14 protein-coding genes and 1 tRNA gene are annotated in these 14,097 nt (G+C 61.5%); 7 read left to right on the top strand and 8 right to left on the bottom strand.

What is annotated here, in order from left to right:
- The first annotated feature begins 31 nt into the window (after positions 1–31).
- Entirely contained in the window at positions 32–412 is a 381-nt protein-coding gene (locus RX331_RS18745; protein WP_317257918.1) for a hypothetical protein, read from the top strand.
- Here RX331_RS18745 and RX331_RS18740 read toward each other — a convergent pair.
- Positions 372–1,997, bottom strand: coding sequence for a beta-(1-6) glucans synthase (locus tag RX331_RS18740; RefSeq protein ID WP_317257917.1), 1,626 nt, complete (start codon positions 1,995–1,997; stop codon positions 372–374). The genes RX331_RS18745 and RX331_RS18740 overlap by 41 nt on opposite strands.
- Before the next feature lie 253 nt (positions 1,998–2,250).
- Here RX331_RS18740 and RX331_RS18735 point away from each other — a divergent pair, with 253 nt between their 5' ends.
- The 3 genes from RX331_RS18735 to RX331_RS18725 all read left to right on the top strand — a co-directional run bounded on the left by RX331_RS18735 (position 2,251) and on the right by RX331_RS18725 (position 5,974).
- Entirely contained in the window at positions 2,251–2,823 is a 573-nt protein-coding gene (locus RX331_RS18735) for a beta-1-3, beta-1-6-glucan biosynthesis protein (RefSeq protein WP_317257916.1), read from the top strand.
- A 231-nt stretch (positions 2,824–3,054) separates the two neighbouring features.
- On the top strand, positions 3,055–5,733 hold the full coding sequence (locus RX331_RS18730; RefSeq protein ID WP_317257915.1) for a glycosyltransferase: 2,679 nt from the start codon (positions 3,055–3,057) through the stop codon (positions 5,731–5,733).
- Between the two features lie 165 nt (positions 5,734–5,898).
- Positions 5,899–5,974 (top strand) — tRNA-Lys (locus tag RX331_RS18725).
- 275 nt (positions 5,975–6,249) lie between these two features.
- Here RX331_RS18725 and RX331_RS18720 read toward each other — a convergent pair.
- Both RX331_RS18720 and RX331_RS18715 read right to left on the bottom strand, forming a co-directional pair.
- Positions 6,250–6,393: a hypothetical protein gene (locus tag RX331_RS18720; protein ID WP_317257914.1), complete on the bottom strand. Its 144-nt coding sequence runs from the start codon at positions 6,391–6,393 to the stop codon at positions 6,250–6,252.
- A 79-nt stretch (positions 6,394–6,472) separates the two neighbouring features.
- A complete protein-coding gene (locus tag RX331_RS18715) occupies positions 6,473–6,562 on the bottom strand; it encodes a DUF2934 domain-containing protein (RefSeq protein WP_317258175.1) in 90 nt (29 codons plus the stop codon).
- A gap of 503 nt (positions 6,563–7,065) precedes the next feature.
- On the opposite strand from RX331_RS18715, the gene RX331_RS38830 reads away from it, so the two are divergent.
- The 3 genes from RX331_RS38830 (at position 7,066) to RX331_RS18705 (ending at position 9,419) form a co-directional block, all read left to right on the top strand.
- Positions 7,066–7,221 carry a hypothetical protein gene (locus RX331_RS38830; protein ID WP_410708290.1) on the top strand — a complete coding sequence of 52 codons (156 nt, stop codon included), beginning with the start codon at positions 7,066–7,068 and terminating at the stop codon, positions 7,219–7,221.
- 321 nt (positions 7,222–7,542) lie between these two features.
- Positions 7,543–7,872 carry a hypothetical protein gene (locus tag RX331_RS18710; protein ID WP_317257913.1) on the top strand — a complete coding sequence of 110 codons (330 nt, stop codon included), beginning with the start codon at positions 7,543–7,545 and terminating at the stop codon, positions 7,870–7,872.
- A 1,178-nt stretch (positions 7,873–9,050) separates the two neighbouring features.
- A complete protein-coding gene (locus RX331_RS18705) occupies positions 9,051–9,419 on the top strand; it encodes a hypothetical protein (protein WP_317257912.1) in 369 nt (122 codons plus the stop codon).
- 191 nt (positions 9,420–9,610) lie between these two features.
- Here RX331_RS18705 and RX331_RS18700 read toward each other — a convergent pair whose 3' ends face one another.
- The 5 genes from RX331_RS18700 to RX331_RS18680 form a co-directional block, all read right to left on the bottom strand.
- Positions 9,611–9,910, bottom strand: a complete 300-nt coding sequence (locus tag RX331_RS18700; RefSeq protein ID WP_317257911.1) for a hypothetical protein — start codon at positions 9,908–9,910, stop codon at positions 9,611–9,613.
- Positions 9,910–10,524 (bottom strand): Arm DNA-binding domain-containing protein, encoded by a 615-nt coding sequence (locus RX331_RS18695; RefSeq protein ID WP_317257910.1) that lies wholly within the window; start codon positions 10,522–10,524, stop codon positions 9,910–9,912. The genes RX331_RS18700 and RX331_RS18695 overlap by 1 nt, the downstream gene beginning before the upstream one ends.
- 511 nt (positions 10,525–11,035) lie before the next feature.
- Positions 11,036–11,251: a hypothetical protein gene (locus RX331_RS18690; RefSeq protein WP_317257909.1), complete on the bottom strand. Its 216-nt coding sequence runs from the start codon at positions 11,249–11,251 to the stop codon at positions 11,036–11,038.
- A 680-nt stretch (positions 11,252–11,931) separates the two neighbouring features.
- Complete coding sequence (locus RX331_RS18685; protein ID WP_317257908.1) at positions 11,932–12,135, bottom strand: hypothetical protein; 204 nt, start codon at positions 12,133–12,135, stop codon at positions 11,932–11,934.
- A gap of 697 nt (positions 12,136–12,832) precedes the next feature.
- Positions 12,833–13,120: a hypothetical protein gene (locus tag RX331_RS18680; RefSeq protein ID WP_317257907.1), complete on the bottom strand. Its 288-nt coding sequence runs from the start codon at positions 13,118–13,120 to the stop codon at positions 12,833–12,835.
- Positions 13,121–14,097 lie beyond the last annotated feature (977 nt).

The following is a 14,097-nucleotide window of genomic DNA, read 5'->3' as shown; positions in this document are numbered from 1 at the left end:
CCTTGCCGTCAATCCCGACCATATTGCGCGCATGAAAAAATCCCCGTTCCGGCTTACGCCCTATCAAGTCCAATTCCTGCTGGTGGTCGGCTTTGTCACCGTCGGCTACGCCCTCTATCTGCGCTATCTCGCGGTCGAGCTCTCGACCGTGGCGCTGGCCTGCGATGCCGGGCTGCAGAGCATGCTCTGCAAGGCGCGGTCGCTCGCCACCTACCTGTTCAAGAATTCGGTATTCGGCATCACCGCGCTGGTCATCGCGACGCTTCACGTGATGCGCCCGTCGATCGTGCTGCTCACCGGCGGGCTGATCGCGGCCGGCTTCGGGATCGTGCTCTATAATATCGTGCTGTCGGGACTTGCGATCGGGCTGCTTATTCTGGGATTTGCACGGCCCGCGCCCGCCACAGCGTGAGCGCCAGCAGCAAATAGATCGCGCAGGTCCACATCGACTGCCAGTTCTGGCCGCCCTCGTTGAAGCCCATGAACAGCGCGCACGCGGCCAAGAGGCCGGCGAAGGAGGCTTCGGCGATCGGCCGCGTGCCCTCTTTCGGCCGGTTCAGCAGCATCAGCGCCGCGAACGGCACCACCGCCATCGTCAGCGAGGCGAACGGAAAGTCGCGGTAGCGCGGATCGAACGCGAAGCCGAGCGCGGTTGCCGCCGCGATCAGCGTGGTGACAACAAGCACGAGGCCGAGCAGCGCCGGCAGCACGTATTTGGCCCTGATATCGCGAGGGCCGATCAGTTCGAGGAAGGTCGGCAGCGGCCGTCCCGACATCGCCGCGTTGGCGCACAGCATCGGCGAGGCGATCGCGGCCACGAGCAGCGCGCCCCATTGCAGCCAGCCGCCGAAGCCGTAGCTCTCGAACCACATCTTGTCGGCAGCGACCCCGAACAGCATGCCGGCTGTTGTCGCGGAGGTGCCGACTGCGATCCAGGCGGCTACCCCCGGCTTCCACGGCCGCCGCCGCAGCGTCAGCCAGCCCGAAAGGAACACGAACACGCTGAGCGCCATGCCGCAGCCCATCTGGACCTTCCAGAACGGATAATTGCTGATCGGCTCGCCCGGCGGATATTTCACCGCCCGCTGCGCATCGTCGATCATGCCCCAATAGCCGCCGACGGTGCCTTCGAGCTGCCGCTTCCACGGCTGGTCATAGGCCTCGATCAGGTTGACGCGGAATTTCTCGCGCTTGGCGAGGTCCAGGATTTCGGAGACGACGCGCGCCTGGTTGGTGCGCGAGGGCAGCGCGCCGTCCCGCATCCTTCCTGCGCTCGGCCAGCCGGTCTCGCCGATCAGGATTTCCTTGTTCGGAAACGCCACCGCCATCCGCTTGCGGATGTCGTCGACATGGCCGGCGGCGAATTTCGCGCGCACCGGGATGTCCTCCCAGTACGGCAGGATGTGGATGGTGACGAAGTCGACGGCGTCATAGATCTCGCGGTTGCGCAGCCAGAATTCCCAGACATCGGCATAGGTGACCGGCACGGTCACGCGCGACTTCACCGAGCGGATATGGGCCGCGAGATCCGCCGTCGTCATCTCGCCGCGCAGCAGCACCTCGTTGCCGACGACAAGCGCGGTGATGACGCCGGGATGCTCCTTGGTCAGCTCGATCGCGACCGCGACCTGGGCGAGGTTCTTGGTCCGGTTGCTGGAGAGCCAGATGCCCTGGATCACCTTGAGCCCGACCTTGGCCGCCAGCGCCGGGACCTGGTCGAGCCCGTTGTCGATCGAATAGGTCCGCACGCAGTCGGTGATCTTGGCGAGCTGCGCCAGATCCTGCGCGATCTGCTCCGGTGGGATCTGCGTGCTCGGGATCAGCGGCGTCTGGCCGTTGCGGAACGGCGCGTAGGACACACATTGCAGCTTGGCCGCCGGGTCGATCGGCGCGCGCACAAGCGTGATCGGCGTGGCGAGCCACCACCACAGGGCCGCGATCATAGCGAGAGATGACAGGAGAAGCGCCAGCGGCGTACGAAGAGAAATCGGTTCCATCCTCCGGGCAGGGCCCGTCGATTACCCGTTCACCGGCGTTCTGCCAAGATGCACGATGCTCCAATTGCGCCGCGCGGCCTGCGGCAGTTTAACCGCCGCTGCGATAAAGTTGTGACTTTGCTGGACAAAATCTGAAATACCCGTCATGTGAATCGCTGATGTCTCCGCCGCAATGGAGACCAATTTGGGCGGCAACAAGCCAAACCACCACTGCCCGCCGCTGGCGCGGCCGGAAACTTTGATCGGGGTATGTATGCGTCGACGGATGCTTGATCCAAGAGTTGCGATTTTGACGCGCTTTGCCGCTGCCGGCCTGGCGCTCCTGATCGGATCGGCTGGCGCGCTGGCCCAGAGCGGCACCCCCGCCCCCCAGGATCAAGGCAAGGCGCCGGCCGGCAATGCCGCCGACGCGAACAAGGACAACCAGCGCAAGGCCGACGAATTCGTCGAAGCCCAGCAGGCCATCAACGGCCCAGCCGGCAACCCCGAATGCGTCTGGCTCGGCCGCCGCGTGGTGAGCCTGATGTGGCGGGACGACCTCGATACAGCATTCCGGCATCTCGACCTTTATGACCGGTTCGGCTGCCCCGGCGGTCACGTCCAGGCCGCCTTCCGCTGCCTGACCCGCTTTGGCGGCCAGATCGACCCGAAAGTGGCGGAAACCCTGTCCAGCCGCATCCATGCCTGCTGGATCAATCCGGGGGCCCTGCCGCAGACCGCCGCGGCAAGCCCGGCACCGGCGGCACCCGCCGGCAACGCAACGCCGGCGCCGGCCGCTTCGCCCTCGCCCGCCCCCAGCGCCGCGCCCGCGCCGCCGGCGAAATAGCCTCCCGCGAAATCGATCGCCGGGCATTCAGGATACGTTCACAGGAACGATCCTATCTGTCCGGCGCTTGGATCGGCCGCGCCCTCAACTCGCCGTCCTTAAAAAAGTCATGGCGTCGTACCAGTTGTGAAAACGCAGGGCAGGACTATCCTTATGATGCCGCCGTGCCGGTCGAACCTAGGGGACAGGTTCGCTTCCCAAAAATCGCAGCCCCGTATGGTTTAGCCTCCGATGCGTGCCGTCGTAGCCGTTCTGCTGTTTGTCACCGCAGCTCACGCCGGGCTGTGGGGCCTGTTACAGGACAAGCAGCCCGCTCCCGATTTCCGCGGCATCCTGCCGAGCGTATCCTATGCGCCGTTCGAAGGCAGCGCCCATCCCGACGTCGACAATCTTCCGCAGGTCGAGAAGATCCGCGCGGACCTGAAGAAGCTGTCGACGATGACGCGCGCGATTCGTCTCTACTCATCCACGGGTGGCGTCGAGCTGGTGCCGCCGATCGCCGCCGAGTTCGGCCTCAAGGTCACCGTCGGCGCCTGGATCGACAAGAATTCCGACCGCAATGAACGCGAAATCGACGCGGCGATCACGCTCGCCAAGCGCAACAGCAACGTCAACGGCATCGTGGTCGGCAACGAAACCATCTACCGCGGCGAGCAGAAGGTCGAAGACCTGATCGAGCTGATCAAGCGGGTGAAAAAGTCGGTCAACGTTCCCGTCACGACAGGCGAAATCTGGAACATCTGGCGCGACAATCCGGAACTCGCCTCGTCCGTCGATTTCATCGCCGCCCACGTGCTGCCTTACTGGGAAAACTTCACCGACAAGCAGGCGGTCGATCAGGCGGTCTATCTCTACGGGCTGCTCCGCGAAAAATTCCCGGGCAAGCGCATCGTCATCGCCGAATTCGGCTGGCCCAGCGCCGGCTACAATTTGCGGAACGCCGAGCCCGGTCCGTTCGAGCAGGCCTCGGTGCTGCGCAACTTCGTCACCCGCGCCGAAGCCATCGGCATGGAATACAACATCGTCGAGGCGATCGATCAGCCCTGGAAGTTCTTCGAAGGTGGTGTCGGCCCTTACTGGGGCATTCTCAATGCCGACCGCGAAGCGAAATTCGCCTGGACCGGGCCGATCGTGAACGAGAATTACTGGAAGCTGGCCGCGATCGCGCTTCTTGTCGGCATCCTGATGTCGCTGCCGATCCTGCGGATCGAGCAGCCGACCGTTTTGCAGGCCTTGATGCTGTCAGCGGCCGCCAATGGCGTCGGCGCCTGGGCCGCCACCGTGTTCGCCTACTGGATGGGGCATTATTTCGTGCTCGGCTCGGCCTTTGCGCTGACGCTCGGCCTGATCTTGCTGGTTCCGCTGGTCCTGATCGCGATGGCGCGGATCGACGAGATCGCGGCGGTCGCGTTCGGCCGCGGCCCGCGCCGGCTGATCGCCAAGAGTGCGCCGCTGGCGCCCGCCACCATCGGCGAGAACATCGCCTTCCCGAAGGTCTCGATCCACATCCCCGCGTACTTCGAGCCGGTTGAGATGCTGAAGCAGACGCTCGATGCGGTCTCAAGGCTCGACTATCCGAATTTCGAGTGCGTCTGCATCATCAACAACACGCCCGATCCGGAATTTTGGCGGCCGATCCAGGATCACTGCCGCGCGCTCGGCGAACGCTTCAAGTTCATCAACGCCGAGAAGGTGAAGGGCTTCAAGGCCGGCGCGCTGCGCATCGCCATGGACCGCACCGCCGCCGACGCCGAGATCATCGGCATCATCGACGCCGACTATGTGGTGCATCCGGACTGGCTGAAGGACCTCGTCCCGGCCTTCGCCGATCCGCGCGTCGGCTTGGTGCAGGCACCGCAGGAGCATCGCGACGGCGACGTGTCGCTGATGCACTACATCATGAATGGGGAATATGCCGGGTTCTTCGACATCGGCATGGTCCAGCGCAACGAGCACAACGCCATCATCGTGCACGGCACCATGTGCCTGATCCGCCGCGCCGCGATGGACATGGCCGGCGGCTGGTCGAGCGATACCATTTGCGAGGACACCGATCTCGGCCTGACCATCCAGCAGCAGGGCTGGCTGACGCACTACACCAATGTGCGCTATGGCGAGGGCCTCCTGCCCGACACCTATGAAGCCTTCAAGAAGCAGCGCCACCGCTGGGCCTATGGCGGCCTGCAGATCGTCAAGAAGCACTGGCGGCGGTTCCTGCCCGGCGCGAGCCGGCTGACCCCGGACCAGCGCCGCGAATTCTCGCTGGGCTGGCTGAACTGGCTGGGTGCCGAAAGCCTCGGCGTGGTGGTGGCGATCCTCAACATCATCTGGGTGCCGATCGTGGCGTTCGCCGACATCGCGGTACCGGACAAGATCCTGACGCTGCCGATCATCGCCTCTTTTGTCGTCTCGCTGGCGCACTTCCTGTCGCTGTACCGTCTGCGCGTGAACATCAAGGCCGGCCAGATGCTCGGCGCCATGATCGCGGCAATGAGCGTGCAGTGGACCGTCTCGCGCGCCGTGGCGCAGGGCCTCATCACCGAGCATATCGCCTTCGCCCGCACCTCCAAGGGCGGCCTGTCGCGGATGTCGATCGAATTCCAGGCGTTCTGGGAAGCCGTTATCGGCGTGCTGCTCTTGATCGGCGCCGCCGTGCTGGTCGTCACCAACGGCTTCAAGCAAGTGCGCGAAATCTACATCTTCGCCGGCGTGCTGGTGCTGCAGAGCCTGCCGTTCCTTTCGGCGGTCGCGATCGCGCTGTTGGAAAATTCCCGCGCCAATTCGTTCGCCTGGTGGCGCAACAGCGCGGTGCGGACCGCGGAACTGATCGGGCTGCGCCCGGTCAGCCTGCCGAGCGTCACCAGCCAGTCCCAACCGGTCGCCTCGGAAATCCGCCGCGAGGCTAATTAGGCCCCTGGAGGGCAATTAACCGCAGTGGATGGCGGCCGGCGGACGGTTGAAGAAGCGGACTTAAGCGTTAGCTATCCAAAGGGAATTGTCTTTGGGCAAACTACCAATTTGCCACGCCGGCGCTATTGACCCGCATGGGCTCGCCCCCTACACAGCGCGGCAAGTGAGCGCGTAGCTCAGGCGGTAGAGCACGTGACTTTTAATCATGGGGTCGAGGGTTCGAGTCCCTCCGCGCTCACCATTGATAACATTAATATTTTGCTATTCTCGTGCTTCCAATGAATCGTTGAAATGTCGGTCGGGTAACGTGTTGGGTAACAGTTCGTGATCGACGTAAGCGCTTCTCCGATGGAGAAGTCGTGATGGAAATCGCGCTTTTGATCCTCGCGCTTGGAGTTACGCTGTACGTCGCGCTCCGCCTTCGCCGGATGCATGACTAGGAAGCCCGGCCCCTGTGCAGGGCGGTAGGAGCTTCGGATCTGGAACGGGACCCACGAGAAAGCATTTATTGGTCTCTCAGTCTCTGTTGGGAGCCAGCAGATGCAAGGGTACCGTGCGTTCATCATGGGGCCAGACGGTCATATCCAGGATCGCGTTGATCTGCGGTGCAACGATGAGCTTGAGGCTATCGAGCTCGCCAAGCAGCTCGTTGACGGCCACGACGTGGAGCTATGGCAATTGGATCGACGCATCGGCACGTACAGGCACACGCCCGAGCGGCCAATACTGAGGCAGTAGATTACTGCCGATTGCGCTCGCTTATTTCGGACTCGGCCTGAAGCCAAAAATCCAAGTCGCGGCCTGCAGGGCATCCGTTCTGTTCCCAAATCTCCCGGGCGCGTGCACTGATCGCCTGTCTTGTGCGTCTCGCTTCCAGGCGACCTGCAGCCTCTGCCTTAGCTCCTCGATCCAGGCCCTCAACCGCTCCACGGTCGTCTGGTCATTGATACGCGAAGCAATCCGGGTCGCGTGGTCGATCTGGCGCTCTAGTTCCCGGGGATCTTCAATCTGATCCATGGACCATCTCCATCAGAATAAGACGGTTCAGGTCACAGTTTGTTCACATGGGATGATGGAAACGTTCTAGGTTGCCCGACGAACGACGCTTCCGGACGACATGCGCCAAGCCTTGCCAACTGCGAGGCGCCCCGAAATGGCCTATTCAAGCTCGATCTGATTCTTGAGCACAATTGGGCGCCACCCACCGCGCTTTCGTTCACTAGCGAACAGACGATGCGCGCTAGCTGCGATAGCGGAAACAAGTGATGCCGGTTGGAATGAAGAAACTTGAAATCAGCACGTATTGAGTTTAGCGGGCGCACCATCGCCTGTATGGTTCGTAACCAGTCCGAGACGGGGGCGGCACTGGAGGTCGAGAGCCCCTGTGCTATCCCGGCTCAATTCACGCTTTGGATTACTGAAGATAAAAAATACGGCTGCGCCGTCATATGGCGCGCGATAAATTCAATCGGAGTTAAGTTCCGATAGGGTTACCCCCACCTGAAGCCACGCCTTTGAGACAGCGTTGCCGTAAGACTACGGCCCACACGGCAGGTTTAGCAATTCCAAAACAGATGCTTCCTATCCTCCCTTTTTCTCTGGGGTGGGGGCCCCGATATGGAGCTGTTTCGAGCCGAGAAGATTGCCACTGTCCGTGACCAATCAAACCATGACTGCCGCCGGTGCGGGCGAAGGCTCACGCTTGTCAAAACGTTCGTTGAGGCTGAAAGTGGAGACGTCACTCATATATTCGAATGCCTCTGGTGCGGAGATCGCACGTGGAGCTCCTGAATAGATTCGGTGGGCCTAATGGCGCACGAAGAGAAAATTACCTTCGGAGAGATGCGAGCCTCCGGCGTCTTCCGCGTCGATGTCTTCTGCAGCGACTATCGCTGCAGCCACTCCACTCGCCTGCCCGCTGATGGCTGGCCGGATCAAGTGAGGCTGTCTGATATCGAGCCGCAGTTTGTCTGCCAGGCGTGCGGCAAGCGCGGCGCCGAGTCCGGCCGGACTTCCAACAGGCCAAATGAGGCGCGGTTAGCCGACAACGCGTTTAGGCAGGCGGATCACCTACGCCATGGTGGTGATCCCTGGTATTGGCAAATCGTCTGGCAGGTGCCGAGGACTGCTGCCAACTAGAGTACGGCCCCAGCGGGGGGCGTGGGGGGCTGGGGCCGTAAGTGAGATGCGTCTCCTGTGCCGAGAACAAACTAGCTTCGGCACATTCCCTTGATAGCCAAATGAAAGGCTCCCCGTACTTGCGCTTCAGGCTATCCAATCGGATCTTTCGGGGTGCTCCATGGTGGCCAGCAGCGTGAACCGGCGGGCCCTCGGTTTCGCCGATGGAGTAACGTTAATTTTGTGTTTCGATTGTCGTTAAAATTCTATCGATTATTCTCATCGTAGTCGAAGCGGGGCGCATACCCGAACGATCAGAGGCTGGTCCGAAGAGGGCGATCTTCGCGGCCTCGCCGAAATTCACGCAATGGATCGGTCACGAACCGGCAGTTGCGACAAGAGCCGTCCGGTGACAGCCCGGGCGGCTCCTGCTATTGTTACCCACCAACGGAAACGCGCGGCTAGAGCAAGGTTGCGCCACCAATCTCATCGATTGCCAGCGTGCTGGCTGGGTAGCGGCCCGCTTCGGTAGCGCGATAAAACTGCCGGAAACGCGGGATTTGTCGCGGCGGAAAATCCTGGCAACAGTTGCCGTCGGCTTCCATAAAAAGCCCTGCGTGAGACCGGGCTTTAGGAAAGCCGGCTTGATGTGTCGTGAGCAGCTTTCCCTTGTGCGGCTATCGGACCGATAGGGCCACGAGGGCACACGCGAAGGCTACCACCAGGATGCCCGCTGCCGTGACCGTGACTAGGTCAATGGACCACGGGTGTCCTTTGCCACCGATCAAGTCGAAATGTCTGGAGCGTCTTTCGTCCCTGTAAGTCTGAAGGCGCATGACACGCACCCCTTATGTGCGCGTTGGACGACCCTTCAATCGGCGACAGCCCATACAGTTCCTAGAAATGCGAAATGGACCGCGGCTGGACGCTCGGTCGGCGGTGGCTGTGTCCTCGCGTGCTTGGAGCCAAAGGGCCGAGAGGAGACGCTCCGGAGTTGGAATGCGAGCCTCCCCGCAAGGAATACGGCCGACAGATGCCCCCAGGGCACGGCGACGATCTGACCAAAGGGCCAGCCGGCGTGACCGGCGGATCCCTCTCCTGCTACTCCGCCAAAACCAGTCCTAAGCGCCAAAAGTCCTTGAACCGGTCCGGCGATAGTTCAGTCTAATCAACTGGTACCCAGCCAAGGGAGGCGACAGATGCAGACCATTCATCCTATTCACGCTGGCGACCGTGGCCCGGCAGTGGCCAACCTGCATAATGCCCTTTTGTTTATCTTCTTCCACGAGTCGGGCGTTTCCCACGCCACCCGCAAAGCACTTCGGGACCGGCTTGCACCCGATGTGCTCAATGAGACGTATGGGGACGCGACCACGGAGCTTGTTGGTCTCTGGCAAAACCAGTTGAAGAATTGGCCCAATTACTTTCACCCCCTGCCACGCGAGCTCGCAGAGAGAGTGAGAAATACCTTCTCGCCAACGACCGGGACCGGCAGAGGCAATGGCGACGTCGACCAAGTAACGGCCGATGCTCTGAACTGGTTTATAAGGACGCTCGGCGGCCATTAACTGGTCCAGCCAACCTGTTCGACGCTGCTTTAAAGGGCCTGCCGGCGTGACCGGTGGGTACGTCGAGCCCTGCCCTTCCGGATCTTCGTCGCGATCCCAGCATCGCGCATCACGCGGCGTTAGAGCGTTGTCGTCCATGAAAAAGACCCGGCAGTGAGGCCGGGCCCGTTCTTGCCAGTTGCAGTCAGACGTCAGGCACGTTTCGCCAGTGATCCAAACCTCCTTTGGGTGATCCATCCTAACCAGCCCGATGCCGACGCGGCCCTCAGCCTGCCTGTCGGAGCCGGCGCCGGAAGATCGTGCGCCGGTAGTTGCAGCCTGCCGTCATCGCCCGCAATATCCGAGATAACGTTGAGGAAGCCGTGGTTCTCGGCGAGAGTTGCCCGCGGAATGCGGATCGAGAAGACCGCGTGGGTCTCGTTGATGGCGATCAGTCCAAGGTCAATCGATAATAGGCCTTCCGAGCATTCATCTGTACTGTATTGCACCATCAGAGCCTCCCTTCCTGCCAGAGTTGCGGGAGGGCCTCGGCGATGTTCTCAAGCAAGCCGAGTTGCCAGTCATCCCGCCACGGCTCGCGGCTGGACACTGCGTGCTCGATCAATATCAGCAAGCCCTCTCTGGTCGTGGGGAGCACTTCGAGAAGCGCCCACGCCGCGGCGGCCTCCGCATCCCAGGCCAGCCCAACCTCTCGTTCTGCTTCGATCCATCGCGGATCGTCCGTCTCGACGATTTCCTCGCGGCTTACGTCGGAGCGACGTCTTTCCGCCGGCAGCTCGTTTTCGAGCTTGACGTAGCGATCGACCCACGAGAGCATTTTGGCAGTGGTTGCCTTGTGCGCCTCAATGGCCGCGAGGATTGGATCAGGGGCTTGCACAGCGCCTGCAGCGTTTTCCGGCGCGTCCCCCTTGCCGCTTCCAATGTAGACGGGCCCGATGGTGAGCTTCTTGGGTTTGCCCGCGAAGCGGTAACGGAATGCCCAGGATTTCGCGCCGCCGGTCTGAACCACCAAGTACAGACCCTGGCAGCCCGGGTCGGGGATCTCGAGACGTTTGACGCCCGGCTTGGCGCTCTTGACGGCAACAGGAGTAAGGGGCTTTGCCATGTCAGGAGCGGTCCGGGGTAACACGGGGTAACGGATTACAATTTGCGACCGGCGCGAGCGCTCCTCCGATGGAGAAGTCGTCATGGAATTGCGCTGCTAATCCTCGCGCCTGCCGCTACGCTGTACGTCGCGTTCGCCTACGTTCCGAACGACACGCGCCGGGCCCGTGCCATAGCCGGTCACCCCCGGGAATGGCCAATTCAGGCTGCGGCAGATACTTGGCAAACCTGGCCCATGCCCCGCGAACAGAAGATCACCTTCGGAGAGATGCGGGACTCCGGCGTCTTCCGCATCGACATCTTACTACCGCTGCAGCCCACTCGACCAACTTGGCCGCCGATCGCTGGCCAGGTGTTCGCCAATGTGGATGCCACGGAAGTGGTTCGAGGAGAACGATCCCGGGCGTCGCCTTCGAGTATGAGGTTCTGAAATGAAAAAGGCCGCCAACTGCGGCGGCCTTACTCACCTAGCCATCCAGCGCAGTCGTGCGCTGGAGCAGCTTATCCCTCTATTACTTCTTCATTCCGGACTCGCGTTGACTTTTCTCATATAGCGCGCGGTCGGCGGCACTGACCTGGCCCAACATGGGCGGAGCTGCGCCAACCGTGTTCGTGGTCGTGGCGGCGGCGGCGGCAGGCGCCTTCGGCTTCGCCATTTTCTTGGCTGCCAAAGCGCCAGAAGTGGAGACAGCGAAGATCGCCAGACCGACAAGAATTATTTTCTTCATGCTCAGCTCTCCCTTAACTTGGAAAAAGGACGCGTCGGCAGTCGAGCACAAAGCTCGCATTACGGCAAGCTGGAGTGCCACGCCTTAGGCATTACACGTTCGCATTGCGAAAGGCCCCCCTCTGTCATTCGCATCAGTTCGCCAAGCTTTCGCGCAGCACGGCGCATTTGGCGACGAGCCGATGCGGCATCCATCGTTTGCGGGGATTGGATTTCTCGCCTACCGCAGGAGCTATCGGGCAACCGAACCTACTGCCGCTTGATCGACTCCTAACCCATCAGACACTGGTGTTGGCTCCGCTACAGCGTCCAGCCGTTGGCGTGCCGGTGGCAAAAGCAGCGGGTTTTCATCCAGCAGCAGAGGCGGTGCAGGTGGAGACGCAACGTCGAATGGAGGTATCGGGGCTGATGGCCAATGTGGAGGCAATGGTGGCTACGCAAAAGCTCAGGCTTTTGGCCTCGCGAGCGGAGCAGTTGCACACAGCGAAGCCGTCCTGCTCGGCGTTGATGGCCGATCGGATTTCAATGGTCTGCACAGCCGCAAGTACAATGACAAAGTGCAGTTCTACGCCTTCGACGTGCTCATGATGGAGGGCGAGAATTTACGGCAGCTCCCATTGGACCTTCGTAAGAACAATCTCGCCAGGTTGCGCGCGCGGCGCCAATACCTACACCTTTGCGCTACCCCGGCTCGATGCCGCTGATCGGCAACTCGTCGGGGCTTTTCCGCCCGTCCCAAAGCACGAAGGCGTGTACTTTATTGGCGGATATGCGCTCGACTACGCCGCGTCGAACAGTCCAGTCAAACTTGCCTGGACGCTTGTTGTTATTGAACGCCGCTGCGACGCGCGCGGTGAGTTTTACGCGATCTCCTCGCTTAATCATCCTCGACCTCTGAACTCAACCAAACTCAAACTTGCAAACAGCAACAACTGAGAATGCATCGAGCCATCAATCACAACGCTCGGCCCTTCCCATGTCAGTGATGGTGCGCTCTTCGCCGTAAAATCGGGCGAGTTTCTGTCGCTCAAATCAAATTTTCCTGCCTCACCATCGGACTGTGAGTTCCGCAACCAATCGCAAAAAATGCGCCCAGAACGACGCGCAAAATATCGCGCTTCCGATGAGGCGCGGTAAGGCTACACCGCTACGGAACGAGGGCACTCGATCTTGGAAACCTGCATGAACCCCGACTCGAGGCGGCGCTGATGTCCGGCCAGACTACTCCGGGCAACAAGGAAGCCTGCAAGCGTCAGCCAGCGAAAATAGAAAAGCAGTTTGAGGATCGGTTGGCCGCAATAAACGAGGCCCAGTGCGCCTGGGAGTCCGGGTCACACCGCAACGACCGTTTCCGCGCCTCATGAGGTTCACTAGCCCGCAAGGTGCACCGGCGCATACTGAGTGATGCTCATCACGGTGGTTCCTGGAGGCTGGGTATAGATCACCGACAAGGACGGATTGGTCCGGCCTGGCAAATAGGGGACTATCGGCCATGACTCCACACTTAGACGACCATTCCGATCCAAACTTCGGCAAAGACTACGACCATAATATGCGTCGCGCGCGGCTGGCCGGTTATGTGCTACTTGCGGGTCTTTTTCTTGAGGTTGTGAGCGACATAATCTGGTTCCATGGCGTCCAGAGCTTGGTTTCGATCATATGCATCGCAATGATCGCCGGAGGTGTCTCCGGAGAGATATTCTTTGAGAATAAAGCCCGGCGCGTCAACAAGGGCATCGCCACCATCCCAGTGCGCACCGTCGGCAGGGTTCAGCAGCCGCAGCAAGACTGCAGCTGGCAGCGAGCAGCGTGAACAGGATGGAAAAGAGGCGTTCACTTCGGCGTCGGACTGGCCGAACTCCCTCGCCATCACAATGCGCGTCCTTCCGACCCCGGCTCAGATACAGCGCAATAACAACCGCTGTTGACTCGACAATTCTTCTTCTCGCGTGCTCAACCATTTTGGTGGTCATGGTTGTTTGGAAGGCTGCCTCGAATCTATGAATGCCTGGCGCTCTCTCTACGCAAGCCGGCGCAGAGGAACGATCATTTCGCCACCTCGCAAACGTGGCCTCCGGCCCTTCATCGCAGCCTGGAGGCGGACTGGCGGCCCCGGTGTCGAGAGCAGTCGAGGCCGCAGCTTCGGCATGTGGCCGTGACCAATGGACAACGACTACCGGTCGGGGCGCGGCTCGGCTTGTTCAGGAACAATCGCCGGTGACCCGCATTTACCCCGGCCTTCAGCTTTCTGCCCCCAAAGCCTGCTGAAGGCACGCTGTGGCCCCGGTCTCTCCCCGAGCCGGGGCCGCAACTTAATCAGCCGGGAGCTTCGCAAGATGACCCTACGCCCAGTGTGCCTCGGCCTTTGCCTCGCCGTGTGTGCCCTTGGTGAGCCAGCTTCGGCGGCAGGCGGATGCGGTGTTGGGTGTAGCGTCGCGCCGCGAGGCGGGTGTGTTCGCGATGGATGGCAGCAGGCTCTCCCCGTCCGGAACGTGTGTCCGGCAACCTCCCGGCCAGCCCCACCTTGCGGCCCATATCATCGCTGGGATCGGCGATCGCAGATGTGCGTACCGCAATAATCCGGCACCCGTATCGACCGAATTCCCGCGGCAAGGGAAACGGCTCTGGCGCGGGGCTGGGGGCTAATGCGCCAGAGCCGTCCCTCAAGACGCGCTCTTTCGAGCGCCGAATCACTATGCCGGGCTAAGAAGGCAAATCCGTGTGAGGGCGGCCCGACGCACGACGCTTCCGGACGACACGCGCCGGGCCAGTGCCACCGCCGGTCACCTCCGGAATGGCTAGTTCAGGCTGCGGCCGATTCTTGGCAGAATTGGGCGCATGCCGCGC

Origin of the sequence: Bradyrhizobium sp. BWA-3-5, assembly GCF_032917985.1 — a bacterium.
Lineage (GTDB): Bacteria > Pseudomonadota > Alphaproteobacteria > Rhizobiales > Xanthobacteraceae > Bradyrhizobium.
The sequence above is the reverse complement of the archived record's forward strand: the minus strand, read 5'-3'. Positions and strand labels throughout refer to the sequence as shown.